The sequence below is a fragment of the Fluviibacter sp. genome (assembly GCF_057744235.1).
Genome location: NZ_JBIJFP010000001.1, coordinates 264,556 through 291,247 on the forward strand (window position 1 = coordinate 264,556; position 26,692 = coordinate 291,247).

Annotated in this window: 26 protein-coding genes; 8 read left to right on the forward strand and 18 right to left on the reverse strand. The window is 55.1% G+C overall.

The window, feature by feature from the left end; genetic code table 11:
• Genes AC3GOJ_RS01265 through mnmG form a run of 3 tightly spaced genes read right to left on the reverse strand, consistent with a single transcriptional unit; the run spans position 1 to position 3,374 of the window.
• The gene (locus AC3GOJ_RS01265; RefSeq protein ID WP_488235633.1) at positions 1-792 is read right to left on the reverse strand and encodes a ParA family protein; all 792 of its coding nucleotides are present in this window, start codon (positions 790-792) and stop codon (positions 1-3) included.
• Between the two features lie 3 nt (positions 793-795).
• Entirely contained in the window at positions 796-1,473 is a 678-nt protein-coding gene (rsmG, locus tag AC3GOJ_RS01270) for a 16S rRNA (guanine(527)-N(7))-methyltransferase RsmG (RefSeq protein WP_488235634.1), read from the reverse strand.
• Positions 1,470-3,374, reverse strand: a complete 1,905-nt coding sequence (gene mnmG, locus AC3GOJ_RS01275; RefSeq protein WP_488235635.1) for a tRNA uridine-5-carboxymethylaminomethyl(34) synthesis enzyme MnmG — start codon at positions 3,372-3,374, stop codon at positions 1,470-1,472. Before mnmG ends, rsmG begins: the two co-directional genes overlap by 4 nt.
• Positions 3,375-3,713: 339 nt before the next feature.
• On the opposite strand from mnmG, the gene ahpC reads away from it, so the two are divergent.
• From ahpC to AC3GOJ_RS01290, 3 genes are all read left to right on the forward strand, one after another.
• Positions 3,714-4,289, forward strand: coding sequence for an alkyl hydroperoxide reductase subunit C (ahpC, locus tag AC3GOJ_RS01280; RefSeq protein WP_488235636.1), 576 nt, complete (start codon positions 3,714-3,716; stop codon positions 4,287-4,289).
• A 168-nt stretch (positions 4,290-4,457) separates the two neighbouring features.
• Positions 4,458-6,032: an alkyl hydroperoxide reductase subunit F gene (gene ahpF, locus AC3GOJ_RS01285; protein ID WP_488235637.1), complete on the forward strand. Its 1,575-nt coding sequence runs from the start codon at positions 4,458-4,460 to the stop codon at positions 6,030-6,032.
• Positions 6,033-6,057: 25 nt separating this feature from the next.
• Entirely contained in the window at positions 6,058-7,326 is a 1,269-nt protein-coding gene (locus tag AC3GOJ_RS01290; RefSeq protein WP_488235638.1) for a TIGR03862 family flavoprotein, read from the forward strand.
• 2 nt (positions 7,327-7,328) lie between these two features.
• On the opposite strand, the gene AC3GOJ_RS01295 is transcribed toward AC3GOJ_RS01290, so the two are convergent.
• The 8 genes from AC3GOJ_RS01295 to rpmH form a co-directional block, all read right to left on the reverse strand.
• Positions 7,329-7,748, reverse strand: a complete 420-nt coding sequence (locus AC3GOJ_RS01295; RefSeq protein ID WP_488235639.1) for a protease inhibitor I42 family protein — start codon at positions 7,746-7,748, stop codon at positions 7,329-7,331.
• Positions 7,749-7,750: 2 nt separating this feature from the next.
• Positions 7,751-8,272, reverse strand: coding sequence for a DsrE family protein (locus tag AC3GOJ_RS01300; RefSeq protein ID WP_488235640.1), 522 nt, complete (start codon positions 8,270-8,272; stop codon positions 7,751-7,753).
• 55 nt (positions 8,273-8,327) lie between these two features.
• Positions 8,328-8,678 carry a DUF3147 family protein gene (locus AC3GOJ_RS01305; RefSeq protein ID WP_488235641.1) on the reverse strand — a complete coding sequence of 117 codons (351 nt, stop codon included), beginning with the start codon at positions 8,676-8,678 and terminating at the stop codon, positions 8,328-8,330.
• Between the two features lie 7 nt (positions 8,679-8,685).
• Entirely contained in the window at positions 8,686-10,020 is a 1,335-nt protein-coding gene (gene mnmE / locus AC3GOJ_RS01310; RefSeq protein WP_488235642.1) for a tRNA uridine-5-carboxymethylaminomethyl(34) synthesis GTPase MnmE, read from the reverse strand.
• 1 nt (position 10,021) lies between these two features.
• Entirely contained in the window at positions 10,022-11,668 is a 1,647-nt protein-coding gene (gene yidC / locus AC3GOJ_RS01315; protein WP_488235643.1) for a membrane protein insertase YidC, read from the reverse strand.
• 76 nt (positions 11,669-11,744) lie between these two features.
• Positions 11,745-12,002 (reverse strand): membrane protein insertion efficiency factor YidD, encoded by a 258-nt coding sequence (gene yidD / locus AC3GOJ_RS01320; RefSeq protein WP_488235644.1) that lies wholly within the window; start codon positions 12,000-12,002, stop codon positions 11,745-11,747.
• Positions 11,999-12,466, reverse strand: a complete 468-nt coding sequence (locus AC3GOJ_RS01325) for a ribonuclease P protein component (RefSeq protein WP_488235645.1) — start codon at positions 12,464-12,466, stop codon at positions 11,999-12,001. Before AC3GOJ_RS01325 ends, yidD begins: the two co-directional genes overlap by 4 nt.
• Before the next feature lie 71 nt (positions 12,467-12,537).
• Positions 12,538-12,672 carry a 50S ribosomal protein L34 gene (gene rpmH / locus AC3GOJ_RS01330; RefSeq protein ID WP_488235646.1) on the reverse strand — a complete coding sequence of 45 codons (135 nt, stop codon included), beginning with the start codon at positions 12,670-12,672 and terminating at the stop codon, positions 12,538-12,540.
• Positions 12,673-12,931: 259 nt separating this feature from the next.
• On the opposite strand from rpmH, the gene dnaA reads away from it, so the two are divergent.
• The 5 genes from dnaA (at position 12,932) to AC3GOJ_RS01355 (ending at position 20,110) form a co-directional block, all read left to right on the forward strand.
• Positions 12,932-14,362 (forward strand): chromosomal replication initiator protein DnaA, encoded by a 1,431-nt coding sequence (gene dnaA, locus AC3GOJ_RS01335; RefSeq protein ID WP_488235647.1) that lies wholly within the window; start codon positions 12,932-12,934, stop codon positions 14,360-14,362.
• 203 nt (positions 14,363-14,565) lie between these two features.
• Complete coding sequence (gene dnaN, locus AC3GOJ_RS01340) at positions 14,566-15,669, forward strand: DNA polymerase III subunit beta (protein ID WP_488235648.1); 1,104 nt, start codon at positions 14,566-14,568, stop codon at positions 15,667-15,669.
• Positions 15,670-15,731: 62 nt separating this feature from the next.
• Entirely contained in the window at positions 15,732-18,224 is a 2,493-nt protein-coding gene (gene gyrB, locus AC3GOJ_RS01345) for a DNA topoisomerase (ATP-hydrolyzing) subunit B (RefSeq protein ID WP_488235649.1), read from the forward strand.
• Positions 18,225-19,055, forward strand: coding sequence for a 16S rRNA pseudouridine(516) synthase (locus tag AC3GOJ_RS01350; RefSeq protein ID WP_488235650.1), 831 nt, complete (start codon positions 18,225-18,227; stop codon positions 19,053-19,055). It begins immediately after the preceding gene.
• A gap of 107 nt (positions 19,056-19,162) precedes the next feature.
• Positions 19,163-20,110 carry a hydrogen peroxide-inducible genes activator gene (locus tag AC3GOJ_RS01355; RefSeq protein ID WP_488235707.1) on the forward strand — a complete coding sequence of 316 codons (948 nt, stop codon included), beginning with the start codon at positions 19,163-19,165 and terminating at the stop codon, positions 20,108-20,110.
• A gap of 37 nt (positions 20,111-20,147) precedes the next feature.
• Here the strand turns inward: AC3GOJ_RS01355 and AC3GOJ_RS01360 are convergent, their stop codons facing one another.
• The 7 genes from AC3GOJ_RS01360 to dprA all read right to left on the reverse strand — a co-directional run bounded on the left by AC3GOJ_RS01360 (position 20,148) and on the right by dprA (position 26,688).
• A complete protein-coding gene (locus AC3GOJ_RS01360; RefSeq protein ID WP_488235651.1) occupies positions 20,148-20,561 on the reverse strand; it encodes an HIT family protein in 414 nt (137 codons plus the stop codon).
• 70 nt (positions 20,562-20,631) lie between these two features.
• Positions 20,632-21,216, reverse strand: a complete 585-nt coding sequence (locus AC3GOJ_RS01365; RefSeq protein WP_488235652.1) for a ubiquinone biosynthesis accessory factor UbiJ — start codon at positions 21,214-21,216, stop codon at positions 20,632-20,634.
• Between the two features lie 4 nt (positions 21,217-21,220).
• On the reverse strand, positions 21,221-21,964 hold the full coding sequence (gene ubiE, locus AC3GOJ_RS01370) for a bifunctional demethylmenaquinone methyltransferase/2-methoxy-6-polyprenyl-1,4-benzoquinol methylase UbiE (RefSeq protein ID WP_488235653.1): 744 nt from the start codon (positions 21,962-21,964) through the stop codon (positions 21,221-21,223).
• Position 21,965: 1 nt separating this feature from the next.
• Positions 21,966-22,340, reverse strand: coding sequence for a gamma-butyrobetaine hydroxylase family protein (locus tag AC3GOJ_RS01375; protein WP_488235654.1), 375 nt, complete (start codon positions 22,338-22,340; stop codon positions 21,966-21,968).
• Complete coding sequence (locus AC3GOJ_RS01380) at positions 22,340-24,955, reverse strand: DNA topoisomerase III (protein ID WP_488235655.1); 2,616 nt, start codon at positions 24,953-24,955, stop codon at positions 22,340-22,342. The genes AC3GOJ_RS01375 and AC3GOJ_RS01380 overlap by 1 nt, the downstream gene beginning before the upstream one ends.
• A 78-nt stretch (positions 24,956-25,033) precedes the next feature.
• Entirely contained in the window at positions 25,034-25,492 is a 459-nt protein-coding gene (locus tag AC3GOJ_RS01385; protein ID WP_488235656.1) for a Smg family protein, read from the reverse strand.
• Between the two features lie 53 nt (positions 25,493-25,545).
• Entirely contained in the window at positions 25,546-26,688 is a 1,143-nt protein-coding gene (gene dprA / locus AC3GOJ_RS01390; RefSeq protein WP_488235657.1) for a DNA-processing protein DprA, read from the reverse strand.
• Positions 26,689-26,692: the final 4 nt, after the last annotated feature.

Here is a 26,692-nt window from a genome sequence, read left to right on the forward strand (position 1 = left end):
TTAAGCGGCGGCTTTGCCATGACGCGCCAGCAGTTCATCTGCCAACGCCATGTACGCCTGCGCACCTTTGGACGCGGGATCATAGGCCGTGGCCGGCTTGCCATGAGACGGCGCCTCCGCCAGACGGACATTACGCGGAATAATCGTTTCGTACACTTTGTCGCCGAAGTGGCTGGTCAGCTCTTCCGAAACCTGTTGCGTCAGCGTGTTCTGTGCGTTGTACATCGTGCGCAGCAGCCCTTCGATTTCCAGGGCGGGGTTCAGATTGCCACGCACTTTACGCAGTGTTTCCACCAGATCCGACAAGCCTTCCAGCGCATAGTATTCACACTGCATCGGAATCATCACCGACTGCGAGGCCACCAGCGCGTTGACCGTCAGCATGTTCAACGCTGGCGGACAATCAATCAGCACGTAGTCATAGCGATCAGACACCGTGGCCAGTGCTTCTTTGAGCTTCTGATCACGACCATCCAGCTCAATCAGTTCAATTTCGGCACCCGCCAGATCGCGATTGGCCGACAGAATGTCGAAACCGTAGGCAGTCTTCTGAATGGCCTGCGCCAGCGTGGTATCACCGAGCAGCAGTTCGTAAACGGTGGGCAGCTCATCCGACTTGGCGATACCGCAACCCGTGGTGGCATTGCCCTGCGGATCCAGATCAATCAGCAGCACCCGCTGCCCGCGCTTGGCCAGGGCCGCGCTCAGATTCACAGCGGACGTGGTCTTGCCCACACCGCCTTTTTGATTGGTAATCGCCAGAATACGCATGCTGCGCCTTTGTAAAGCCATCAATTAAACTGCTGTATCGGCAGCGGCCGGCACCAGCAAAACGAGGTGTCTTTCCGCGCCCAGTTCGGGCACTTGCAGCGGAATCACTGCTTTCACCACGATATCAGACGGTAATTCTGCCATTTCGGCGTCCGGAAAGACACCTTTCATGGCAAACCACCCCCCATTTTTTGCCAAAAGACGCCGCGTCTGCCCCACCAGCGTGCTCAAGGTCGCATAGGCGCGGGCAGTGACCAGGTCAAAACCCACCGCATGCGTCGCCGGTGGCACCCAGCTTTCGATACGATCCGATACCGCCACCAGGTTCTTGAGGCCCAGCGAAATCGAGGCCTGCTTGAGAAACGCCACCTTCTTGCCCACGGTATCAATCAAGGTGATTGAGCGCTCAGGCTGCAAAATGGCCAGCGGAATCCCCGGCAAGCCGCCGCCACTGCCTACATCCAGCAAATCGCCGGGCGGCAAATGCGGCACTATCGAAAGCGAATCGAGCAAGTGCTGCGTCAGCATGGCCGAACGCTCGCGCACCGCCGTCAGGTTATACGCCTTATTCCACTTCTGAAGCAAATCCAGATAATCCAGCAGCTTGTCGGCCTGCGCTTCGGTCAGCGATACCCCCATCTCCGGCGCCCGCGCCAGCAGCAGGACACGCTCTTCCGCACGTCCGTTCGCCGCCTGGCTCACAGCACCGCCCCCAGCGCCACACCCATGCGTTTCAGGTGCACCAGCAACAGCCCAATGGCGGCCGGTGTAATGCCCTGGATACGCGCCGCTTGTCCCAAGGTTTGCGGTCGCTGCGTTTGCAGCTTCTGGCACACCTCACGCGACAAACCAATCACCTCGGTGTAATCGAGGGTTTCTGGCAACGCCAGGTTTTCATACGTGGCTTGGCGCGCCACTTCATCGCGCTGGCGATCAATATAGCCCTGATACTTGGCCTGAATCTCCACCTGCTCGATCACCTCGGCCGACAAAGCCACCGCCTCGGCCAGCCCCGTGCCGGCGGCCAACTGCAGCAACTGCGCATACGTTGTGTCCGGACGACGCAGCAGCTCGAACATGGTGGTTTCACGCTCCAGCGGTTTACCCAGCACTTTAGCGACTGCCTCAGCGTCAATCTTAGCCGGATTAACACGAAGGGCGCGCAATCGCTGCTGTTCTTGCTCAATCGCGTCACGTTTGGCGCAGAACGCCGCCCAACGCACATCATCCACCAACCCCATATCGCGACCAATTTCGGTCAAACGCAAGTCGGCATTGTCTTCACGCAGGCTCAAACGGAACTCGGCGCGGCTGGTGAACATACGGTACGGCTCGCTCACCCCGCGGGTGATCAGGTCATCGACCAGCACCCCTAGATACGATTCATCACGGCGCGGGTGCCAGGCCGCTTCGCCCCGCGTCAGGCGCGCGGCATTCAGCCCGGCGAGCAAACCCTGCGCCGCGGCTTCTTCATAACCCGTGGTGCCATTAATCTGCCCGGCGAAGAACAAACCGTTAATGGCCTTGGTTTCCAGCGACGACTTCAAACCGCGCGGGTCAAAGTAATCGTACTCAATGGCATAGCCCGGACGCAGGATGTGGCACTGTTCCATGCCGCGGATGGAGCGCACGATCTGCAGCTGCACATCAAAGGGCAGGGACGTGGAGATCCCGTTCGGATAAATCTCGTGCGTATCCAGGCCTTCCGGCTCCAGAAACACATGATGGCTGGCCTTATCGGCAAAGCGGTGAATCTTGTCTTCGATCGACGGGCAGTAACGTGGGCCCACACCCTCGATCACGCCGGTATACATCGGCGAGCGGTCGAGGTTGTTACGGATAATCTCGTGCGTACGCTCGTTGGTGTCGGTAATCCAGCATGGCAACTGCTGCGGGTGCTGTGCGGCGTTGCCAAGGAACGAAAACACCGGCATCGGGTCGTCCGAATGCTGGGTCTGCATCACTGAAAAGTCGATGCTCTTGCCATCCAGGCGCGGCGGCGTCCCGGTTTTCAGGCGGCCTTGCGGTAGCTTGAGTTCACGCAAGCGGGCGGCCAATGACACCGAAGGGGGGTCGCCCATGCGCCCACCCGAATAGTTATTCAGCCCGACATGGATCAAGCCATTCAGGAACGTGCCGGCCGTCAGTACCACCGCATCGGCATGGAAGCGCACACCCAGTTGGGTCACGGCACCCGCCACGCGGTCGCCATCCATAATCAGGTCGTCACAGGCCTGGGCAAAAATCGTCAGGTTCGGCTGGTTTTCCAGGCGGCGGCGAATGGCCTGCTTATAAAGAACGCGGTCAGCCTGGGCACGCGTTGCCCGTACCGCCGGGCCCTTGGAGGCATTGAGAATACGGAACTGGATCCCGGCTTCATCGGTTGCGGCTGCCATGGCGCCGCCCAGGGCATCCACTTCTTTTACCAAATGGCCTTTGCCGATGCCACCGATCGATGGGTTACAACTCATCACGCCCAGCGTTTCCATGCTGTGCGTTAACAGCAGCGTGCGCGCACCCGTGCGGGCCGACGCCAGCGCAGCTTCGGTACCGGCATGGCCGCCACCCACAACAATCACATCAAAACGATCCGGAAATTCCATCAGTCCACAACTTTCAACAGCGCTGTCACCTTGCGCCAGATCAAATCTGCTGCATAAAGCCCGCGTGGCTTCAGCAAAACTTCATCTGCGCAACACAAAAGGGTGCTAATTTTATCGAATGCACTGTGCTTTTGCTGTGCTTTTTATTGATTTATCAAGGAATTCTTGAGTATATCCACCGGAGTACCCCTTATCGGCACCCATACAGCGATAGTTTTTAGCTAACGAAAGTTTAGTAACAATCAATTGGATTTATAGAAACAACATCCGTACACTGCGAACTGTCGATAAGAGATTCACTCTTTCACACATCTTCCCAAACCAAACAGGAGCAACAGCATGTCGTTGATCAACACTCAGGTTCAACCGTTTAAGGCCCAGGCTTTCGTTAATCGCAACGGCAAGGGTGAATTCATTGAAGTCTCGGAAGCCAGCCTGAAGGGCAAATGGTCCGTGCTGATTTTCATGCCGGCCGCTTTTACCTTTAACTGCCCGACCGAAATCGAAGATGCGGCAGACCACTACGCCGAGTTCCAGAAAGCTGGCGCAGAAGTCTACATTGTCACCACCGATACCCACTTCTCGCACAAAGTCTGGCACGAAACTTCGCCGGCCGTCGGCAAAGCCAAGTTCCCGCTGATCGGCGACCCGACTCACCAGCTGACCAATGCCTTTGGCGTCCACATTCCGGAAGAAGGCCTGGCCCTGCGCGGCACCTTCATCATCAACCCGGAAGGTCACATCAAGACGCTGGAAATTCATTCGAACGAAATCGCTCGCGATGTCGGCGAAACGCTGCGCAAGCTGAAGGCTGCCCAGTACACCGCCTCGCACCCGGGTGAAGTGTGCCCGGCCAAGTGGAAGGAAGGCGAAAAGACGCTGGCACCGTCGCTGGATCTGGTCGGTAAGATCTAAACAACCGCTGCAACAGCAAACACCCGGGGCCAAAGCCCCGGGTACTACCCCAATAGATGATTGCATCGCCAAGCGGCGAACGGGTTTTCTTTTGTCTCAAAAAAGACCCCGCTTTGCCATGCACTTATCTCGTTACATGCACCACCCCTATTGATTCGGGAGACCATCATGCTTGACGCCAACATTCAGGAACAACTTAAAGCCTACCTCCAGCGCCTGGAACAACCGATCCAGCTGATGACTTCGCTGGATAACAGCGGCAACTCCGAGCAGATGCGCGAACTCGTCAACGAGATTGCTGCCTTGTCGGATATGGTCAACGTGACTGAAAGCAATGATTCGGAATTCAAACCATCGTTCCGAGTTGCTCCGCTTAATCACCCGGGCGAACGCGGCGTGGCCCGTTTTGCCGGTCTGCCCATGGGCCACGAATTTACTTCGCTGGTACTGGCCCTGCTGCAGATGGGTGGTTACCCGCCCAAAGTGGATGCCAGCGTGATCGAACAGATCCGCAATCTGCCTGGCGATTACAAGTTCGAAACCTTCATCTCGCTGAGCTGCCACAACTGCCCGGATGTCGTACAGGCACTCAACCTCATGGCCGCCATCAACCCACGCGTCCAGCACACCATGATTGATGGCGGCATGTTCCAGGACATCGTCGAATCGCGTCAGATCATGGCCGTACCCACCGTCTATATGAATGGTGAAGAATTCGGTGCCGGTCGCATGACCATCGAAGAAATTCTCGCCAAGCTTGATACGGGTGCCGCTGCCCGCGAAGCCGAGAAGATCAGCGCCCAGGCACCCTACGATGTGCTCATCGTCGGTGGTGGCCCGGCTGGCTCGGCCGCGGCCGTTTATGCCGCCCGCAAGGGCATTCGTACCGGCATTCTGGCTGAACGCTTCGGCGGCCAGGTCATGGACACCCTCGGCATTGAAAACTTCATCTCCGTGCAGGAGACCGAAGGGCCTAAGCTGGTCGCCCAACTGGAGCAACACGTCAAAGCTTACGATGTGGACATCATGAACCTGCAACGTGCCGCATCGCTGAGCCCAGCCACCGAAGCCGGGGGCTACGCCGAAGTTCGTACCGCGAGTGGTGCCACGCTGAAGGCCAAGAGCGTCATCATCTCGACGGGTGCCCGCTGGCGCGAGCTGAACGTACCCGGCGAGCAGGAGTACCGGGGTAAGGGCGTAGCTTACTGCCCGCACTGTGACGGCCCCTTGTTCAAGGGCAAGCGTGTCGCGGTCGTTGGCGGCGGTAACTCGGGCGTTGAAGCGGCCATTGATCTGGCCGGCATTGTCGGTCACGTCACCCTCATCGAATTTGGCGCCGAGCTGCGCGCTGATGCCGTCCTCCAGCGCAAACTGGCCAGTCTGCCGAATGTGGTCATTCTGAAGAATGCGCAAACCATGGAAGTGCTGGGCGACGGGAGCAAGGTGAACGGCCTCGTCTACAAGAACCGCGAAACCAGTGAAGACATCCGTATCGAACTCGAAGGTATTTTCGTGCAGATCGGTTTGCTGCCCAATACCGATTGGCTCAAAGGCACACTCGACCTTTCGAAGATGGGCGAAATCGAGGTCAACAGCCACGGCCAGACATCCGCCACCGGTATCTTTGCCGCCGGTGACTGCACCACGGTGCCGTACAAACAGATTATTATCGCCATGGGCGAGGGTGCCAAGGCTTCACTTGGCGCTTTCGATTACCTGATCCGTAGCTCGGCACCGGCCTGATTACCGTACAGCGTAAAATGGCGGCATGACATTACCCACGTCTGCCGCCGCTTTGGCCACAGCAAAGCCTACTCGTCACGTTGCCATCATTGGCGGCGGCCCGGCCGGCCTTATGGCAGCCGAAATGCTGAGCAAAGCGGGCGTCTCCGTAGATCTGTACGATGCCATGCCCTCGGTGGGCCGCAAGTTTCTACTGGCCGGTATTGGTGGTCTCAACATCACGCACAGTGAGGGCTTTGATCGCTTCGCCAGCCGTTTCGGCCCGGAGCGTACGTGGCTACAAACCAGTCTCGATCAATTCACCCCGGATGATCTCTGCCGCTGGTGTAACGACCTCGGCATCGAAACCTTTATTGGTACTTCCGGACGCGTCTTCCCTAAAGAAATGAAAGCAGCGCCGCTATTGCGAGCCTGGTTACATCGGCTACGCCAGCAGGGCGTGCGCTTTCATGTACGGCATCGCTGGCGGGGTTGGCATGATGACGGTGCGCTCAACATGACCGATGCTAACGGCACCACGCTTACCCTGAGGCCGGACGCCACCCTACTGGCGCTCGGCGGTGCCAGCTGGCCCAAACTTGGCAGCAATGGCGCCTGGGTGTCGTTACTACAGGAACGCGACATCACCGTCTCGCCCCTACAAAGCGCCAACTGCGGTTTTGACGTGGCTTGGTCTGAACACTTAAAAAGCACATTTGCGGGTGAGCCGCTCAAATCCGTGCGGGTTCACTTCACCGATCACGAGGGGCAACCGTTTGAGCGCAGCGGCGAATGCCTCATCAGCCAACACGGCATTGAAGGTAGCCTGATTTATGCGCTATCGCGCCCATTGCGTAACACCATCAATGCGCTCGGCGCCGCAACGATCACCCTCGATCTACTCCCCAACCACAGCCCTGAACACGTGCTCGATGCCCTGTGTCATCGCGGCAAAAAATCACTGTCCAGCTATCTGAAATCTGCGTTGGGTTTGAGCGGCGTTAAAACCGGCCTGCTTTATGAAGTGCTCAGCAAAGAACAATGCGCCGAGCTGCGCACTCTGGCGACAACGCTCAAAGCCTTACCCATCCAGCTAAACGCCGCACGACCGATTGCAGAAGCCATCAGCAACGCGGGCGGAGTTTGTTTCGACAATCTGGATGAGCACCTCATGGTAAAGCAATACCCCGGCCTCTTTGTCGCCGGAGAAATGCTGGACTGGGAAGCCCCCACCGGGGGTTACCTGCTCACCGCCTGCCTAGCCACCGGTCGCCAGGCAGGACAGGGCGCGTTGCAATGGCTAAACACTCTCTAAAATCAATTACTCGGGTTCACCACTACCGTCAGGGTAAAGGTCTTTGCGGGGGCAACACCTTTCTCCCAAGAACGGCTGTACACATAGGTCAGCGTTGCCTTCCCCGTTCCCTTGGCGCGGAACGACCACACCTCCAGCCCCGGCACACCCACCATGCCGTCTTTAGCGGGCGCTTCACCGGTGATGGTATCCAACAGCAGCACGTCATCGCCCGTCACGGTGTACGACCAGCTGTAACCGGTACTTGGATTACTCGGTAAGCGCACGACCAGCGGCTGATACGGCACCAGTGATGCCACACCCCCAAAATCCGACTGCGATGCTGTCACCGGCATTTCTGTCGGAAAGAGCGAAGGGGCACAACCGTTCAGAACCGAAGCGCCTGCTAGCGCCGCCATCACATGACGCAATCTCAAAGGCATTATCAATCCATAACCTCCGGATGTTTCTGCAGAAACTCGGCACGCTTGGTCCGATTCACCACACCACCCGAGATATAGCTGTAGCCCTTGGCTTCCCATTTGGGTAATTCGGTCATCGCGGCTGGCACCACCGTCACCTGATCATAAAAGTCGGTTGGCTTATAACCACGAAAAGCGGCCGCGTTTTTGCAGATACGGAACGACACGCCCTGATCCGTCAGCGCTTTCAAGCGGTCATACAAATCGGGATACGCTGCACGGTTCAACCTAGAAAAAGCATGCAGTTCATTGCCGTGCGCCACAACGACCAAGTGCGAATTCTTTACATCGCCATATTCTTTCAGGCTGTTCAGATGGTTATTGATATAACCCAGCGCCTGATTCAGATCTTCCGGACGTTCCAGATTGAACTGATACACCGCCTTCTGCGCACCTAATGCCGTAGGATCAAACTTGGAGGGGTCATCCGGGCCAGCCAATGCGGCACCGCTGACAATGCACAAACTCAAAATTAAACGACGCATGGTGGCTCCTTAATCATCCCGCCGTTCCCGACCAGGCACGGCATAGGGAAACACTTTATAGCAATTCAATACCGAACTGTTTAACAATCAGCGCAAACGCAACAAAGCACACAATCGTAATACCGATGCAGGCACCAATCGCCGGCCAGAAACCGAACCGATCAAACACAAACGGAAACGCCAGGAACATTGGCAATGTGGGCACCACGTACCAAAAGGTATACCAGGCGTGATTCGAGATCTTTTCTGCGGGCTGCTTTTCTACATACAACCAGATCAATGCCAGAAAAGTCACCATCGGCAATGCGGCAACCAAACCACCCAGCTTATCGCTGCGTTTGGCGACTTCGGAAATCAGCACCACCAGGGCGGCGGTGATTAGGTATTTAGTAATGATCCAGGCCATGATTGATTTACTTACCAATACAGAATTTCGAGAAGATCGCGCCCAGCAAATCATCCGGCGTGTATTCACCGGTAATACTTTGCAGGGCTTTGTGTGCAAGGCGCAGTTCTTCGGCAAAAATTTCTAACGCGGGCAAGGCAGCGGCAGCGGTTGCCAGATGTTCGGCAGCCTCACTGAGTGCGCGCAGATGGCGTTCGCGGGCGATAAACAAGCTCTCTCCCGGTTGCCAGCCGGCAATTTGCAATAAGCGTGCCCGCAGTTGGTCGATGCCCGTTCCGGTTTTAGCGGAGATGGCGACCACGTCGGCGTTAGTGACCGCACCCGCCGCCAGATCAATTTTGTTATGCACCAAGACGCGCGTTGTTCCCGCTGGCAGACGCGCGATGATGGCCTCTTCGGCGGTCGTTAATCCGTGCTGGGCATCGGTGAGCAGCACGGCCACATCGGCTTTTTCGATTTCTTTCCAGGTGCGCTCAATACCCAGGCGCTCCACTTCGTCACTGGTTTCATGCAGCCCGGCGGTATCGATCACGTGCAGCGGCACACCTTCAATCTGCAGATGAGCGCGCACCACATCGCGAGTGGTGCCGGCCACGGGGGTCACAATGGCCAGGTCTTCACCAGCCAGAGCGTTGAGCAGCGACGATTTGCCCACATTGGGCTGACCGATCAGCACGACTGTTAAACCATCTTGCAGCAGCTTGCCTTGTTTGGCGGTAGCCTGTACCCGGGCGAGTGCTTCGCGGATATTCCCTAACCGGGCTTCGGCCTGAATGCTTTTGAGAAAGTCGACTTCTTCTTCCGGGAAATCCAGCGTGGCTTCGGTGAGTGCTCGCAACTCAATCAGCGGGTCTATCAGCGCATCAATGGTGCGTGAAAAATCCCCTTGCAATGAACGCACGGCCGATCGTGCAGCGGTGGCTGTCGATGCGTTAATCAGATCGGCCACGGCTTCTGCCTGAGCCAGATCAAGCTTGCCGTTCATAAAAGCGCGGCGCGTAAATTCGCCGGGCTCAGCCAGGCGCGCGCCCAGATCGAGGCAACGGGCTAGCAAAAGCTGCATGACCACCGGGCCGCCGTGACCCTGCAGTTCGATGACATCTTCACCCGTAAACGAATGCGGGCCCGCGAAATAAATCAGCAGGCCTTCATCCAGCACCTGGCCATCTGCATCAAGAAACGGGGTGAACGTGGCAACGCGGGGTTGCCCAAACTGGGCGGACTGGGGTTTACCGGTCAGCGCCTCGATCCAGAGCACGAGCCCCGAACCGGACAATCGGACGATGCCCACACCACCACGACCCGGCGCCGTGGCGATGGCCGCGATGGGGGCTGTCTTCATATTAACGATGGCTGTGCTTGGCAGCGTCGATCTTGCGGTTGATGGCCCACTGCTGAGCAATCGACAGAATGTTGTTCACCGTCCAGTACAACACCAAGCCTGCCGGGAAGAAGAAGAACATGATGCCGAAGCCGAGCGGCATGATCCACATGATCTTGGCTTGCACTGGATCCGGCGGGGTCGGGTTCAGCTTCACCTGTAGCAGCATGGTGGCCATCATGATGGCTGGCAGAATGTAGAACGGATCCGGCTGGGTCAGATCATGGATCCAGCCCACCCATGGTGCGTTACGCATTTCTACGGCGCCGAGCAGTACCCAATACAGGGCAATGAACACCGGAATCTGTACGAGAATCGGCAGACAACCACCGAGCGGATTGATCTTTTCCTTGCGGTACAGATCCATCATTTCCTGGTTCAGCTTCTGCTTGTCGTTACCGTAACGTTCTTTCAGCGCCATCAATCGCGGCGTGACGGTACGCATACGGGCCATCGATTTGTAGCTGGCCGCTGACAGCGGGAAGAAGATGAGCTTGAGGATGATCGTCATGATGACAATGGCCCAACCCCAGTTGCCGGTCAGCACTTCGAGCCATTCCAGCACCCAGAAAATCGGGGCGGCCAATACGGTCAGCCAACCGTAATCCACCACCAGATCAAAGCCCGGTGCCACTTTTTCCAGCGTGCTGTGTTCCTGCGGGCCGGCATAAAGCGGTACGGTCAATGCGCTGGCACCATTGTCAGCAGCTGGCATCGGCACGATGACACCCGCTGCAAAAACACCCGGCTCCACCTGGCGCGTATAGAACTCGCGCGGCATGCCGGCCGGCGGCAGGAAGGCGGTAACGAAGTAGTGCTGAATCATGGCGACCCAGCCGTTATCGGCGGTTTTTTCAAATTTGGCGCTGCCATCGGCAATATCACCAAAGCTAATTTTCTGAAATTTCTGGGCATCGGTATAGAAGGCGGGACCGGTGAAAACGCTCACCATATTCGGGTCTCCTGCCGGGGCCTTGTCGTCACGTACCAGCTGGAAATAGGCATCGGCCTTGTCAGCCGCAACACCCTTGAGCTTGTATGAAACATCAATGCCGTAATCACCTCGCTTGAAGGTCAGCGTTTTGGTGACTTTGCCGCCATTGGCGGCATCCGCTTCAAAGACAACGTCCAGACTATTTTGGCCTGCTTTCAGTTCGGTAGCTGTTGAAACCTGACGCCACAGGGTTTTGTGATTGGGCAAACCCTCGCCGATCAGACCCGACTGCGCTGCGTATTTGTGGGTTTTGCCGAACAGCTCGACCTGACCCTGTTCATCCCAGGCTTTATGCTTAATGAGTTCCAGGCTTGTAATCGAAGCGCCCGCCAGGCTGATGGTGGCGACGTATTCATCGGTTTTTACAGTCACCGTCGGGGCGTTGGCGACCGAAGCCGTCTGTGTTAGCGAAGCACCATTACCATTAGCACGTGCCGGAACGGCGTTGCCATCCTTGGCGCGCAGATCGACTGAACCACTCGGTGCATCAGCCGCCTGGGCGGCGGCCGGCATATTGGCAGCCTTCTGGGCGGCCTTGTGCTGACTCCAGCCTTCCCACAGCATGAAAGCAGAAATCGTAAAAATCAGAGTAAGAAATAAGCGACGGTAATCCATGGTTCAGCCGGATAAAAGGTTCAAAAAATCGGGGCGACTCTAAAGAGACGCCAGAAAGCATGCAAGGGTACCAGATTCAGGGCACAGGGTCGTGTCCACCGGGGTGGAATGGGTGGCAACGCAGCACTCTTTTTGTAGAAAGCCACAGGCCTTTCAAAACGCCGTGTTTCGTCAGGGCTTCTGCGGCATACGCTGAACAACTTGGATAAAAGCGGCAGCGCTGACCCAGAAGCGGGCTGATGGCGTAGCGATAGATCTGGATAAAACCCAACAGTATCTGGCGGATCAACAGACCGGGTAAGGCGATAAGTCGTTCAAGCCCATAGGGTTTCACGATGTGTTTTCCCGTTTTTCCCGTTCGATCTGACCGGCGATACGGTTCACTAGTTGCGTCACATCCCGCCGCAATCCCGTAACAATCTGCAGGCGTGTCGGCGCTACTTCGCCTTTTCGCACCCGAAACGGGGATTCATGCAGACGAATGATCCAATCTCCGGGCGGAAACATGGCGGGTGTGGTCCTGAAATACTCTCGCAGAATACGACGGATGAGATTCCGGCGTGCGGAAGCCGCCACCAAACGTTTGGCGACGATTAGACCCAAGCGGCTCGCAGTATTTGCAGTTTCCAGAGGATCTACCTGATCATTTAAACAACAGGTAGTTGCCGCATTCGGTAAATGGCGATGAATCGTCAGCCACTGACCTCGGCAAGCTTTGCGGGCATCAAAGACCGTCTGGAACTCCGACGGTTTAAGAAGCCTTGATGCCCTGCTAAAGCGAAAACGGGATGAAATCACCGTTGTTCCGAACCGAATAGAAACCAGTCATGTTTCAAACGGTTACGTCCGGAAAAACCGGACGCGGGCACTTAGACAGACAGGCGTTTACGGCCCTTGGCGCGGCGTGAAGCGATCACGGCACGACCACCACGGGTACGCGAACGAACGAGGAAACCGTGGGTACGCTTACGGCGAACAACGGAAGGTTGATAAGTACGTTTCATGACGGGGGCTCCCCAGAATCCAGAAAATTGCCAAAGAATCGCAGCGGTGCCGCGAAAAACCCGTGATTAAACAGGAATTTCCCTTTGTCTGTCAAGCATTATTCCTGAATTATCAACCTGTCTGTCCAAATCAGAGGTGCCCAACTCCGGACAAAGTGACTGGCTTAAGGTATCCTAAAAGGTTGCACAAACCGCGGCAACGGCCGTTCTATTTTTTTCCCACGCTACCGCGCTTTTCGGCGTTGATCTCGTTGTTAATATGAATCCATTCTGGAACTACTGTCTTGAAAAGCTGGGGGAAACCTTACCTGCCCAGCAGTTCAGCACATGGATTCGTCCGCTGCAGCTTGCTGCAGACCGTGATCATGTCACCACTGAACTCACGATTGCTGCACCGAACCGTTTTATTCTGAAGTGGGTTCGGGACAACTATCTCAGTACGTTTCAGGAGCTCGCCGAACGTTTTTACGGCGAACCTGTGACGGTCAATTTATCGATTGGTGCAGCACAAGCCATTGCAAATGCTGTGCCAACTAGGTCTGCCGCTCCGCAAACAACAATATCCACAACCGACCGTCCGGTTCATGCACCACAGGCTAGCCCTATCATGGCGGCACCACTGACTGAACCCGCGGTTGTTTCAAGCGTTGGTCGAAAAGTCAATGGTCAAGGCACCCGGCTGATGCCACATTTCACGTTTGATGAGCTGGTGGTTGGTAAAGCCAACGAACTGGCCCGGGCAGCGTGTATGAATGTAGCTGAATCACCTGGCGGTGCGTACAACCCGCTATTTATTTACGGCGGTGCCGGTCTGGGTAAAACTCACCTGATTCATGCGATTGGCAATGCGGTTCTGGCGCATGATCCAACTAAAGTGGTGCGCTACGTTCATGCCGAAGACTATTACTCGGATGTCGTGCGTGCCTACCAGCAGAAAGCCTTTGATAGTTTTAAACGCAGCTATCGATCCATTGATCTGCTTCTGCTCGATGATGTGCAATTCCTCAAGGGCAAAGACCGCTCTCAAGAAGAGTTTTTCTATTTATTTAATGCCTTAGTAGAAGCCCGCAAGCAGATTGTGATTACCTGCGATACGTATCCGAAAGCGATTGAAGGCCTTGAAGACCGCCTGATCACGCGTCTGGACTGGGGGCTGACCGTACAGATCGAGCCACCGGAAACGGAAATGCGGGTCGCCATCCTTAAAAAGAAAGCAGAATCCGAAGGCAAAGTGCTGGCGGATGAAGTGGCTTTCTTTATTGCCAAGCATTTACGCTCGAATGTACGTGAACTTGAGGGGGCTTTAACCCGAGTTCTGGCTTTTGCGCAGTTTCATGGGCGTGAAATAACCCTGGAAACCGCCAAAGAAGCCCTAAAAGATATTGTTGGGGCCTATAACCGTCAAATTACTGTAGAAAACATCCAGAAAATGGTTGCTGACTACTATAAATTGAAGGTTGGTGACCTATATTCCAAGAAACGAAGCCGAATGATTGCCCGACCTCGTCAGGTTGCTATGTGGCTTTGTAAAGAAGTTACACCGCATAGTTACCAGATGATTGGTGAATCCTTTGGGGGTCGTGACCATACAACAGTTCTGCACGCGGTACGTACGATTGAAGACCTACGCACCAAGGATCAGCAGATCAATCATGATATTCACGTTCTTCTCCAGGTGCTGAAGGGATGATGCATAACTCCTGTACAGTACGTGGATGGTTTGTGCGTAACTCTGGTTTTTGTTCAGGGATCGAAATTCATCCCCTTTTCGTCTACCTGTCATCCCCTGGGTTTTCCTTAGGGTTGTACAGTCAGCAATCCCATGAATTTTCGTGAGAAAATCACCTTATCCACAGAATTGACCTGAGCTTATTCGTATTAGGAATTCTATATATGTTGTTATTAAAGACCTCTAGAGAAACACTGCTGGCCCCATTACAAACCGTTTCTGGCATTGTCGAGAAGCGGCATACACTGCCAATTCTGTCGAATGTGCTGATCGAGAAAAAAGGGTCCATGCTGACTCTGGTTGCGACAGATATCGAAATTCAGATCACGACGGGTGTGAACCTGGAGGGCAATGCCGAAGGTTCAGTGACCGTGGGTGCTCGTAAGCTACAGGATATTCTGCGGTCACTACCGGAAGAGTCCACCGTTAGCCTGGATATGGATGACAAGCGTCTGATTGTTAAAGCGGGCAAGAGCCGCTTCTCTTTACAGACCTTGCCTGCGGAAGATTTTCCGCAGATGAATCTGAATCCGGCGAATCAGGTGTCGTTTACCGTCACTCAGAAGTCGTTCAAGCATCTGCTGGGTCAGACCCAATATGCGATGGCCGCACAGGATGTGCGTTACTACCTGAACGGTATGTTGTTGCAGGTTGAGGGTAATGCGTTGCGATCAGTAGCCACGGATGGTCACCGCCTGGCATTTGCCCAGATGGACATCAGTGAAAGCCTAGAACGTCAGGAAGTCATTTTGCCGCGTAAGTCGGTTCTGGAACTGGCACGTCTGCTCGCAGATTCCGAAGAGCCGCTCAACATCACACTGGCCCATAACCAGGCACGTTTTTCGTTCGGTGACGTGGTGTTTGTGACCAAGCTGATTGATGGCAAGTTCCCGGATTACACCCGTGTGATTCCGCCGAGCTTCACGCAGGAATTGATATTGAATCGTGTGGCGTTGAGCCAATCGCTGCAGCGGGCTCGGATTCTTTCGAATGAAAAATTCTCGGGTGTGCGTCTGATTTTAGAAGATGGTGTTTTGAAAATCAGTGCTGCCAATGCCGAGCAGGAAGAAGCCCAAGAAGAAATCGAAGTCGATTACAACGGAGATCGCCTCGATATTGGTTTTAATGTGAACTATCTGTTGGATGTATTGAGCCACGTCACTGATGAGACGGTAGCCTGGCGCTTTAATGATTCCAATTCGAGTGCCCTTTTCGGTCCGATCGATAGCACGAACTTCAAGTATGTGGTCATGCCGATGCGGATCTAAGTAAGATTTGCTTCAGTGATGCCATTAGAAAACACCTGTTTGAATGATCAAAGTTGAAAACGATGTCCGATAAAAAACCCACGCAAGTACCTGAATACGACGAATCATCGATCCAGCAGCTGGAAGGTCTGGAAGCGGTCCGTAAACGTCCGGGGATGTACATCGGCGATACGTCGGATGGCAGTGGTCTGCACCACATGGTGTTTGAGGTGGTTGATAATGGTATTGATGAAGCGCTGGCAGGTTTCTGTGATGACATCGTGGTGACGATTCACAGTGATAACTCGATTTCGGTGAAGGATAACGGTCGTGGTATCCCAACCGGTATCAAGTTTGACGACAAACACGAACCGAAGCGATCAGCGGCAGAAATCGTGATGTGCGTTCTGCATGCCGGTGGTAAGTTTAACCAGAACAGCTACAAGGTCTCCGGTGGTCTACACGGCGTGGGTGTTTCCTGCGTTAACGCACTATCACAGTGGTTGAAGCTGACGATCCGTCGCGACGGTAAAAAGCATTTCATGGAGTTCAACCAGGGCAAGGCCGTCAACCGTGTTCTTGAAATGCAGAATGGTGTTGAAGTTTCGCCGCTGGCCGTTATCGGGGATACCCAAAACCGTGGAACAGAAGTTCATTTCCTCGCAGATCCGGAAATTTTCGGGACAGTGGAATTTCATTACGAAATTCTGGCCAAGCGTTTGCGTGAACTATCGTTCCTGAATAATGGCGTTCGTGTCCGTTTGGTGGATCAACGCACTGGCAAGGAAGAAGACTTCGCGTTTTCGGGCGGTGTGAAGGGTTTTGTTGATTACATTAACAAGAACAAAACCGTGCTCCACCCAAATGTGTTCTATTCGACGGGTGAAAGTAAAGTGGGTGAAGCCACGATCTCCGTTGAAGTAGCCATGCAGTGGAACGATTCCTATGCAGAAAACGTTCTTTGCTTCACGAACAATATTCCGCAGTCGGATGGTGGTACGCACCTGACAGGTTTGCGTACGGCAATGACACGTATCATCAACAAGTACATTGAAGAGAACGACATCGCGAAAAAGGCGAAGGTCGATATCACCGGTGACGATATGCGCGAAGGTCTTACCTGCGTGCTGTCGATAAAGATGCCTGATCCAAAGTTTGCCTCGCAGACCAAAATGAAACTGGTGTCGTCAGAAGCTCGTCCGGCTGTGGAAGAAGTGGTTGCCCAGAAGCTTGCGGATTTCCTGCTGGAGCGTCCGGCAGATGCCAAGGTGATTACCGGTAAGATTGTTGAAGCGGCCCGTGCTCGTGACGCGGCCCGTAAGGCCCGAGAAATGACCCGCCGTAAGAGTGTGCTCGATGGCGTGGGTCTGCCCGGTAAACTGGCTGACTGTCAGGAAAAAGATCCGAGCAAGTGCGAACTTTACCTGGTGGAGGGAGACTCTGCCGGCGGTTCGGCCAAACAGGGCCGTGATCGTAAGTTCCAGGCGATTCTGCCGCTGAAGGGTAAAATCCTGAATGTGGAAAAAGCCCGTTTCGACAAGCTGATCGCCTCGCAGGAAATCGCCACACTGATTACCGCCCTGGGCACCGGCATCGGCAAGGATGAATACAAACCGGAAAAACTGCGTTATCACCGTATCATCATCATGACCGATGCGGACGTTGATGGTGCCCACATCCGTACCCTGCTGTTGACTTTCTTCTACCGTCAGATGCCGGAACTGGTTGAGCGTGGTCACATCTATATCGCCCAGCCGCCGTTGTACAAGGTTAAGCACGGCAAGACCGAGCGTTATCTCAAGGATGACCACGAATATCATCAGTTCCTGCTGCAGATGGCACTGGATGAGGCCAAACTCCAGCCAGCCAAGGGCCAGGCCATTGAAGGTGAGGCACTCGGTGATCTGGCACGCAGCTTCCTGCTGTCGGAAGCCATTATTGAACGTTTGTCCTATTTGATTCACCCGGAAGTACTGCATACCTTGGTGAACGACAACCTGTCGATTGATCTGAGCGACGAGAAAGCCGCTCAGAGCGCCGCAAAAGAACTGACTAAGGCTCTGGGCTCAGGTCCAGTCCGTGCGTCGCATGAGAAGCCTCTAGAGATTGTTCCTGCCTATGATTCGAACCGAGAAAGCTGGGTGCTCCGACTGGAGCGCTGGCACCATGGTAATCTGAAGCTGGGTCTCATTGATCAGGATTTCCTCGCGTCGGGCGATTACACTCAGTTGCGCAAGACTGCAGAATTGCTGGCGGACCTGACTCAGGGTGGTGCCGTGATCCATCGTGGTGAGAAGCAAAGTTCGGTGTCGCGATTCAGTGAAGCCATGCAGTGGCTGTTTAACGAAGTGGAACGCGGCATCGGCAAGCAGCGCTATAAAGGTCTGGGTGAAATGAACCCCGAGCAGCTGTGGGAAACCACCATGGATCCGACGGTTCGTCGTCTGCTCAAGGTTCAGATTGAAGACGCCATCGGCGCCGACCAGATCTTCTCGACCCTCATGGGAGAGCTCGTTGAGCCACGTCGTGCGTTTATTGAAACCAATGCATTGACGGCCCGTAACATTGATGCGTGATTGTTCTTGATCGTGCAGAACGGCTCGCTGCGGCGGGCCGTTTCTTTTTATAAAGACAATAAGCCACATTCGACGATATTATCTGATATGAATAAAAAACTCAAAAAAAACAGTGCGTTAGAACGATTGCTCCATAGTCAGGGGTTCGGATCCCGAAAAATGTGCCGGCATTTGATTCGTATCGGGGCGGTGCGTGTGAATGATGTGTTGGTCGATGAGGCCGATGCAGTGTTTGATACCGAGGGGCTGGTGTTCACGGTAGATGGGTTTGAGCGCGCATGGCCGTTTTGTGAAAAAGCCTATCTGCTGCTCCATAAGCCCGCGGGGTATGAGTGTTCGCGGGCACCCAAGCATCATCCCAGTATTCTCTCGCTCTTGCCGGACCCATTGCGTGAGCGCGATGTGCAACCGGTTGGTCGACTGGATGTTGAAACGACCGGGCTCTTGCTGTTTACTGATGATGGCCAATGTATCCACGTGCTCACTTCACCCAAGCATGCGGTGCCCAAAGTATATCGGGCAACACTCGCGGAGCCTGCGGCAGCATCGTTATGTGAAAAGCTTATGGCCGGTGTGCTTCTGAAGGATGAATTAGAAACCATCGCAGCCGATGCCTGCCAGTTGATCTCACCATTGCTCCTGGAGATGACGATTAGCCAGGGCAAGTACCATCAGGTCCGGCGGATGATCGCCGCGGCGGGTAATCATGTCGAAGCCCTGGAAAGAATAGCCATCGGTGAGTTGGCATTACCGGATGGTCTGGCACCCGGAGAATGGCAATGGTTGAATGCGGAACAGATGCATCTTGCCGGTTGGCCGCCTAAATCATGAACTGTGTTTCACGTGAAACAAATCATACAGCGATAAAATAAGCGGATTAGAATGTTTCACGTGGAACAACTTTTGATCAAAGACGTCAGAGGAAACCCATGGCTACAATGACGCTGACAGAAATGCGCTATATCAGCGCGTTAGACAAAACACGCCACTTTGGTAAGGCCGCCGACTATTGTCATGTGAGCCAACCCACGCTTTCGGTAGCCATTAAGAAAGTTGAACAGCAGATAGGGGCACCCTTGTTTGAACGGGGTGCATCAGAAATTCGAACGACACCGCTGGGTGAACTGATAGTTGCCCAGATTAAACGCGTGCTGGATGAAACCCTAAGACTGGAGGAGATCGCCACGCAAAGCCGGGATCCGCTCAAGGGACCGTTACGCGTGGGTGTGATCTACACGATAGCGCCGTATCTGCTACCGTCGCTGATACCGGTGCTGCACCGCTTAGCACCCGATATGCCCCTGTTTTTACGCGAGGATTTTACGGGCAACTTGATTCCCATGCTGAAAGATGGGGAGCTTGATGTCCTGGTGCTGGCCTTGCCGGTGGATATGCCCGGTATTGTGACGCAGAAGGTTTATGAAGAGCCGTTCCGTGTCGTGGTGCCGTCTACACATGGGTGGGCTGCTCGAACGCAGGTGAATCCAGAAGAACTGGATGGTGAACAGCTGCTGCTGCTGGGGAGCGGTAACTGCTTCCGCGATCAGGTGTTAGAAGCGTGCCCGAGGTTGCAACGTGCAGAAGGGTTGTCAGGTTCGATGGAGGGGAGCTCGCTGGAGACCATTCGTCATATGGTCGCTAGTGGCGCCGGAATTGCTGTCATGCCAAGCGCTGCTGCTGATCCCCTGGTTGGCAAGGAGCCTATGGTCAAAGTGCTGCCTTTTGGGGCTGGTGGAAGCAAAGCGGTGGCAACAAAACATGCGACTGCGGCTGCCAGAATGGTGGGCTTGGCTTGGCGCACGACTTTCCCAAGGCCGAAAGCGATTGATGCCGTCCGTCAGGCGATCCTGTCCTGCGAATTAGCAGGTGTCCGAATGACGAAATAACGCGGCAGATGTTTCACGTGAAACATCATGTTGAAAACTAGGCATCCAGATAGGAACGTAAGCGCGCGATGAGTTCTGTGCGATCAATCACTGGTTTGTTGGGCCATGCCCGTTTATGGTTCGCCCAAATCGGATCAGGAAAATGAGAATCGTCGCTCCAACGCGGGATCACGTGCCAGTGTACGTGCGGTACGACATTGCCCAAGCTCGCCAGATTAATTTTCGTCGGCGCCATGAGATCTCTGAGAGCAGACTCGGTGACGCATACGGCCTCCATGAGTGCGGATCGTTGTTCCATTGGCAGGTCGGTCATCTCGGCGGCGTGATGGTTCAGTATGACACGGCAGAAGCCCGGCCAGGCCGGATCGTTAACAAGAATTATTCTATACAAATCAGTGGCATACAGAATTTCTTCGTCTACGGCGCGACAAAGCAGGCAGATTGATGTCATGGTATGGGGCAGCCTATTTAAATCGCTCGTAGAGAAGGTGTTTTGAGGCGGATTTTACCCGGCAACGATGCTACTTGCGTGAGACTTTCTGAATCCGTTGCTCTAAACGGGCAACATCATTGCGCAGTTGATCGACGTCGGCGACAAATTGCCGAATGTCAGGGTTGGGCACAATGACCGATTGGCCCTCGGCCACGTGCTCGGTGAACTGATTTTTTAAACGCGTCACCAGTTGTTCTGCGCCCTGCTTGAACGCGATCATCATCGTCATTGCGCGATGCGCGGCGATGTCGCCAACTTTTGACGCAAGAAAAGCTTCAGGGTCGGGTTGGATCTGGTCCATCACATCGTTCAGCGTATTTGCCAGTTCAACGTTGCCACGAATTTTTGCAGCCTTGATCACACCTTGCCGACCATGGCTGATGAGTAGTGCGGCAGCGTGTGCCGGAAGTTCAATGGATAACGTGGGTTCGTCTTGACCGAAAACCTGGTGTGCTGCGAGTAGTCCGTCCGGTTCAATGCAGAAGCGAAGGAACGTACGATCCGCCAGCGTGATGTGCAGCGAAGCACCGGCAAAACTGGCAAGTCTGCCTGCCGCCCATGGGTCGTCCCGTAGGGCGCGATTGATGACCGGCAGTGATAGGCTGTGCAGCATGGCTCTAGAATTTTTCGCCGATGTGCAGGGCAACGACGCCGCCGGTCAGATTGTGATACTGAACTCGGTCAAAACCGACTTGCACCATCATGCCTTTGAGCGTTTCCTGGTCTGGGTGCATGCGAATGGATTCTGCAAGATAGCGATAGCTGTCAGCATCTTGAGCGACGATCTGCCCAACTTGAGGGATGATCTTGAAAGAATAGAAATCGTAAATCGGTGCCAGCAGCGGTGTGACCTTGGAGAATTCCAGCACCATGAGTTTACCGCCCGGTTTGAGGACGCGACGCATTTCGGCGAGCGCACCATCTTTGTGCGTCATGTTGCGTAGGCCAAAGGCGACGGTCACGATGTCAAAGTAGCCATCGGGGAAAGGTAGCTTCTCGGCATCGCATTGGGCCGTTTTGATCACGGTGCCGGCATTAAGCAAACGGTCGCGTCCGCAGGTGAGCATGGCGTTGTTAATGTCGGTGAGCCAGACTTCACCCGATGGGCCAACCTTCTTGCTATAGGCCTTCGCCAAGTCACCGGTGCCGCCCGCGATATCCAGCACTTTCATGCCGGGGCGCACGCCACTGCGCCCGATGGTGAAGATCTTCCACAGGCGGTGCAGGCCACCGGACATCAGGTCGTTCATGATGTCGTATTTGGTGGCGACCGAATCAAATACTTGGCGTACACGCCCTGCCTTTTCCCGTTCATTAACGGTTTCGTAGCCAAAGTGAGTGGTGTTGTCTTGATGTGTCACATTAAACCTTGCGCTGATAGCCGGCTTGCTCAAGCCGCTGTAGGTAACTCTGCCAGAGTAAATGATGGTTTCTGGCAAATTCGTTGAGGATGTCCCAAGAGTATAGACCGCTGTCGTGGCCATCCGAAAACAGTAGTTTAATGGCGTAATTGCCGACTGGTTCGATGCCGGTGATACGCACATCTTCTTTGCCTGTCTGCAGCACTTCATTGCCAACGCCATGGCCACGCACTTCAGCCGAGGGCGAGTGAACGCGCAGAAACTCGGCGCTTAGTGCGACTTCGCCCAAGTCCGGGTAAGTCAGTCCCAGTGTCTGGCCACCGGCACGTAGCCGTAGCTCGTCCGGTACTGGGGTGTTGTTTTGCAAGCCTGCCATTATTCCTTGGCTTTAGTGGCTTTTTTAGCCGCTGGTTTTTTAGCCGCTGGTTTTTTTGCTGCGGGTTTTTTGGCCGCTGGTTTCTTGGCAGCAACTTTTTTAGCAGGCTTGGCTTCTTCGGTATCCGCGTCTTTAGCCGTCGATTTTTTCGGCGCAGCCTTCTTCGCGGTGGCCCCGGCTTTTACCGGGCGCGGTTCGAATTCAAAACCGACCTTGCCGTCTTTATCGAGCGCGAGGAAGGCAGAGAATTTACGACGAGTGCGCGACGATACAAACTCTTTGAGCAGATCGGTTTTGCCCGCCGTGAGCAGCTTGGACATCTGCTCGGTATCAATTGGTTGTTGCAGAATGATCTGGCCAGAGCGGAATGTGCAGCTTTTTTCCGGGCCGACGGATTTTTCGCAAACGTAAGAGGTGACATACGGGTAAACGTTAGCCGCACACTTGGGGCATTTGCCAACGCTAGTCACACCGCTAAAGTCGACCGGCTCGCTGGAACTATCGTCTGTATTACCAAAATCAAAAGCAGGTTGGTGTTCGTCGTTAAGCTTGATCAGTGCAGCGAACGGCCGTCCCATTTTGTTGCGGAAGCCGTTGAGCGGGCCGACCTGACGTTCTTTGATCAGCGTCTCGATTTCGGCGCCTTCAAACTGGCGACCGGCCACGGTTTTCCAGAGTCCGTAGTCACAGCTGCCGCACTGGAATTTCTTGTAGGTTTCTTTCATAACGCCGCCGCACTTGGGGCATGGCGTGGTCAGCGTGCCGAAGTCGCCGGGGATGGTGTCATGTTCGAAGTTCTTGGCCTTGGCGACCATGTCTTCGGTCATCTGGGCAATTTCGGCCATGAATTGTTTGCGCGGCAGTTCGCCGCGTTCCATGCTGCCCAGCTTCGATTCCCATTCGCCGGTCAATTCTGGTGAGGTGAGCGCCGTAACGCCCAGACCTTCCAATAGCGTCATGAGGTTGAACGCCTTGGCCATCGGGATGAGTTCGCGGCCTTCGCGCAATAGATATTGTTCAGCCAACAGGCCCTCGATGATCTGGGCGCGGGTAGCTGGCGTGCCGAGGCCGCGGCCGGCCATGGCGGCGCGCAGTTCATCGTCATCAATCCGTTTGCCAGCGCTTTCCATGGCGGAGAGCAGCGTGGCTTCAGAGTAGCGTGCCGGTGGGCGTGTTGCCGAAGCTTTAACGCGCACGTCTTCCGTTTGAACCTGTTCACCGTCTGTGACAGCCGGTAGGTTGGTTTCTTCGTCGCTTTCTTCTTTGCCGTAAACGGTGAGCCAGCCCTTTTTAACGAGGACTTTGCCTTCGGTTTTGAACGGGTGTTTGCCCACGCGCGTAATGCGGGTGGTGACCAGGTATTCGGCAGCCGGATAGAAAACCGAGAGGAATCGGCGCACAACGAAATCGTAGAGCTTGGCTTCCACTTCCGACAGGCTCTTGGGCACCGTGCCGGTCGGGATGATGGCGAAGTGATCGGAGATCTTGGTGTTATTGAAGATGCGCTTGTTGGGTTTGACCCAGCCTTCTTTCACAATTTCGTTGGCGAAGGGCGCATAAATATCGGGTAGGCCAGCCAATACATTATGGACGGTGGGCAGATAGTCTTCGGGCAGTGCGCGCGAATCGGTACGCGGATAGGTTAAAACCTTGTGGCGTTCGTAGAGCGCCTGGGCGATCGATAGCGTGGTTTTGGCCGAAAATCCAAAACGGGTGTTCGCTTCACGTTGCAAGCTAGTTAAGTCAAAAAGCAGGGGAGATAACCGATTTTCTGGTTTGGCGGTGTCGGTAACAACACCGGGTTTTCCCAGACAATCGCTGCGGATTGCCGCGGCTTCCTGTTCTTGCCACAGGCGCTCGGCGCGGGCGTGTTCATCCTCGCCTTTTTTGAAACCTTCATCAAACCAGCGACCAGTGTAGTTACCGCCAGCGGCCTGGAATTCGCCTTCGACTTCCCAGTAATTGCGGGGAATAAAGGCGCGGATTTCTTTTTCGCGCTCGACGACCAGAGACAGCGTCGGCGTTTGCACGCGACCGACGGTGGTGAGGTGAAAGCCACCCGTCTTGGAGTTGAAGGCCGTCATGGCACGGGTGCCGTTGATGCCGACCAGCCAATCGGATTCCGAACGACAGACGGCGGCATCGGCCAGCCCCTGCATATCGGCGCCATCGCGCAGATGGGCGAAGCCATTCTGGATGGCGTCCTTGGTCATGGACTGCAGCCACAGGCGCTGTACAGGTACCTTGGCCTTGGCGTACTGCGCGATGTAATTGAAGATGAGCTCGCCTTCGCGTCCCGCGTCACAGGCGTTGATCAGGCCATCGACGTCTTTGCGACGCAGCAGCTTCTGCAGCACTTTCAGGCGCGGTGCCGACTTCTCGATGGGTTGCAGATCAAAGTGCGGGGGAATCACGGGCAGATGGGCAAAAGTCCACTTGCCGCGTTTGACTTCAAATTCTTCCGGGCAGATCAGTGCCAGCAGGTGACCCACGGCCGAAGACAGGACGTAATCGTCACTTTCGTAATAGTCGTCGTGTTTGGTAAAGCCGCCGAGCGCTTTGGAAATATCCAGAGCGACTGAAGGTTTCTCGGCAATGATCAGCTTTTTTCCCATGGGGTGGTTCTCGTAAGTAACCGGCGCATCATAGGAGGGCTTGCCGGGATTGGCAAGCCGCGCACCCGGATGACGGATTTAGTTGTAGACCGGGTTGGCGTCGTCGAGCAGGGTTTCGACGAGTAGTCCGTCAATCGCCTGGTTGCGACTCCAGAGTACCATCAGGACAATGATTTTGAAGTGCTCCAGGCTTAGGTCTTCCATGGCCATCGCGCGGTCGATGATCAGTTCACGCAGGTCGGCCGGTACCGCATTCTGGCTTTCTAACGCAAACAGATAGTTCAGGCAGTCGTGTCCGAGATGCTCGTATTCGCGATCGGTAAAGATTCGGACAGAGTCTGCCGAGGGCGCAGAGATCGCGCGGTGACGTTCCCCGGCCAGGCCGGCGAGCCAGCCAAAGGCTTCATCAATTTCTTCGCGTTCAAAACCAGCTTCGATTAAGGTCTCTGAAAGCGGTGAGCCATCAGCCGTGGTTTGCGGGTCGCCGGCGCCAAGTTCTTCGAAATGTTCGAACAGGTACACAAGAATATCGAGCATGGAGCAACCTATGGCTTGGAATCGAGTCAATCGACAGTAATGGGGTGCCGAATTTAACTGCGGATCAGCCTTTGATAGCGGCCACCCGGCAGGTTGGTGACGACACCCTCCAGACTGAGTTCAGTCAGCATCGCAAGAACCGCGTCGGTCGTCAACCCGCTGCGGCTAATTAATTGATCTAGCGTGCACGGGTCATGCCCCAATGCCGCCAACAGAGGCTGGTGTACCGGGTTGACGGGGGCGGTCGGTTGCGCCGCCATGAATTGCGGGGCATGCTGGGGGCGGAGCTCTTCAAGAATATCCTGTGCGCATTCGACCAGTTTGGCACCCTGCTTGATGAGGGCGTGACAGCCTTTATATTGGGGTGCGTGAATCGAGCCCGGAATGGCGAAGAGATCCCGGCCCAGTTCGCCGGCCAACCGTGCCGTAATGAGTGAGCCTGACGCGGGCGCGGCTTCAACGACCAGGCAGGCCTGCGATAAGCCGGCGATGAGCCGGTTGCGGCGGGGAAAGTTGCTGGCGGCGGCGACCGTGCCCAGCGGAAACTCGGAAATAATGCAGCCCTGACCGGTAATCAGATGTGCCAGTTTTTGGTTGCGGGCCGGATAGACACGGTCGATGCCCGTGCCAATGATGGCGATGGTGCCACTCGGTGCATCGCTGCGCGTGTTGGCAAGTAAGGCGCCTTCATGGGCGGCGGCATCGATGCCCAGTGCCAGACCGCTGATGATCGTGAAACCGGCATCGGCCAGAACGCGTGAGAAGGCCAGCGCGTTTTCCATACCCTGGGGTGTCGCGTTGCGACTGCCCACAACACCAATGGCCGGGCGATTCAGAAAGCTAGGATCACCGTTGACATAGAGCAGGCAAGGAGGATCACTGGATTCCAGCAGCCGCTGCGGGTAATGCTCATCAGCCAAGGTGATGATGTGATGCCCGGATTCCGCATTCCAGGCCAGGGTGCGGGCAATGAGGGCTTGCTGGATGTCATTCTGCAAACCATCGAACAGGCTCTGAGCAGGTTTGATACCAATGACACCGGATACGGCGCTGAGTCCGGCCGAGAACACTGCTGATGGTTGGCCGAAGGCTCGCAGCAGTTGTTGCTGGGTACGCGGGCCAATGCCGGAAGGCAGTGTCAGATTCAGCCAGTGTGTGAGTTCGTCTGATGCCAGGTGGGAAGAAGCCGGGTTCATAAAT

Coding starts and splice junctions, on each gene's coding strand:
- ahpC (WP_488235636.1), top strand. CDS start 3,714: ATGTCGTTGATCAACACTCAGGTTCAACCGTTTAAGGCCCAGGCTTTC.
- AC3GOJ_RS01375 (WP_488235654.1), bottom strand. CDS start 22,340: ATGGCAGGCTTGCAAAACAACACCCCAGTACCGGACGAGCTACGGCTA.
- rpmH (WP_488235646.1), bottom strand. CDS start 12,672: ATGAAACGTACTTATCAACCTTCCGTTGTTCGCCGTAAGCGTACCCAC.
- dprA (WP_488235657.1), bottom strand. CDS start 26,688: ATGAACCCGGCTTCTTCCCACCTGGCATCAGACGAACTCACACACTGG.
- AC3GOJ_RS01380 (WP_488235655.1), bottom strand. CDS start 24,955: ATGGGAAAAAAGCTGATCATTGCCGAGAAACCTTCAGTCGCTCTGGAT.
- AC3GOJ_RS01295 (WP_488235639.1), bottom strand. CDS start 7,748: ATGCCTTTGAGATTGCGTCATGTGATGGCGGCGCTAGCAGGCGCTTCG.
- dnaA (WP_488235647.1), top strand. CDS start 12,932: ATGAATCCATTCTGGAACTACTGTCTTGAAAAGCTGGGGGAAACCTTA.
- AC3GOJ_RS01300 (WP_488235640.1), bottom strand. CDS start 8,272: ATGCGTCGTTTAATTTTGAGTTTGTGCATTGTCAGCGGTGCCGCATTG.
- AC3GOJ_RS01385 (WP_488235656.1), bottom strand. CDS start 25,492: ATGCTCGATATTCTTGTGTACCTGTTCGAACATTTCGAAGAACTTGGC.
- AC3GOJ_RS01290 (WP_488235638.1), top strand. CDS start 6,058: ATGACATTACCCACGTCTGCCGCCGCTTTGGCCACAGCAAAGCCTACT.
- AC3GOJ_RS01305 (WP_488235641.1), bottom strand. CDS start 8,678: ATGGCCTGGATCATTACTAAATACCTAATCACCGCCGCCCTGGTGGTG.
- ahpF (WP_488235637.1), top strand. CDS start 4,458: ATGCTTGACGCCAACATTCAGGAACAACTTAAAGCCTACCTCCAGCGC.
- mnmE (WP_488235642.1), bottom strand. CDS start 10,020: ATGAAGACAGCCCCCATCGCGGCCATCGCCACGGCGCCGGGTCGTGGT.
- AC3GOJ_RS01355 (WP_488235707.1), top strand. CDS start 19,163: ATGACGCTGACAGAAATGCGCTATATCAGCGCGTTAGACAAAACACGC.
- dnaN (WP_488235648.1), top strand. CDS start 14,566: ATGTTGTTATTAAAGACCTCTAGAGAAACACTGCTGGCCCCATTACAA.
- yidC (WP_488235643.1), bottom strand. CDS start 11,668: ATGGATTACCGTCGCTTATTTCTTACTCTGATTTTTACGATTTCTGCT.
- AC3GOJ_RS01360 (WP_488235651.1), bottom strand. CDS start 20,561: ATGACATCAATCTGCCTGCTTTGTCGCGCCGTAGACGAAGAAATTCTG.
- gyrB (WP_488235649.1), top strand. CDS start 15,732: ATGTCCGATAAAAAACCCACGCAAGTACCTGAATACGACGAATCATCG.
- mnmG (WP_488235635.1), bottom strand. CDS start 3,374: ATGGAATTTCCGGATCGTTTTGATGTGATTGTTGTGGGTGGCGGCCAT.
- AC3GOJ_RS01365 (WP_488235652.1), bottom strand. CDS start 21,216: ATGCTGCACAGCCTATCACTGCCGGTCATCAATCGCGCCCTACGGGAC.
- AC3GOJ_RS01265 (WP_488235633.1), bottom strand. CDS start 792: ATGGCTTTACAAAGGCGCAGCATGCGTATTCTGGCGATTACCAATCAA.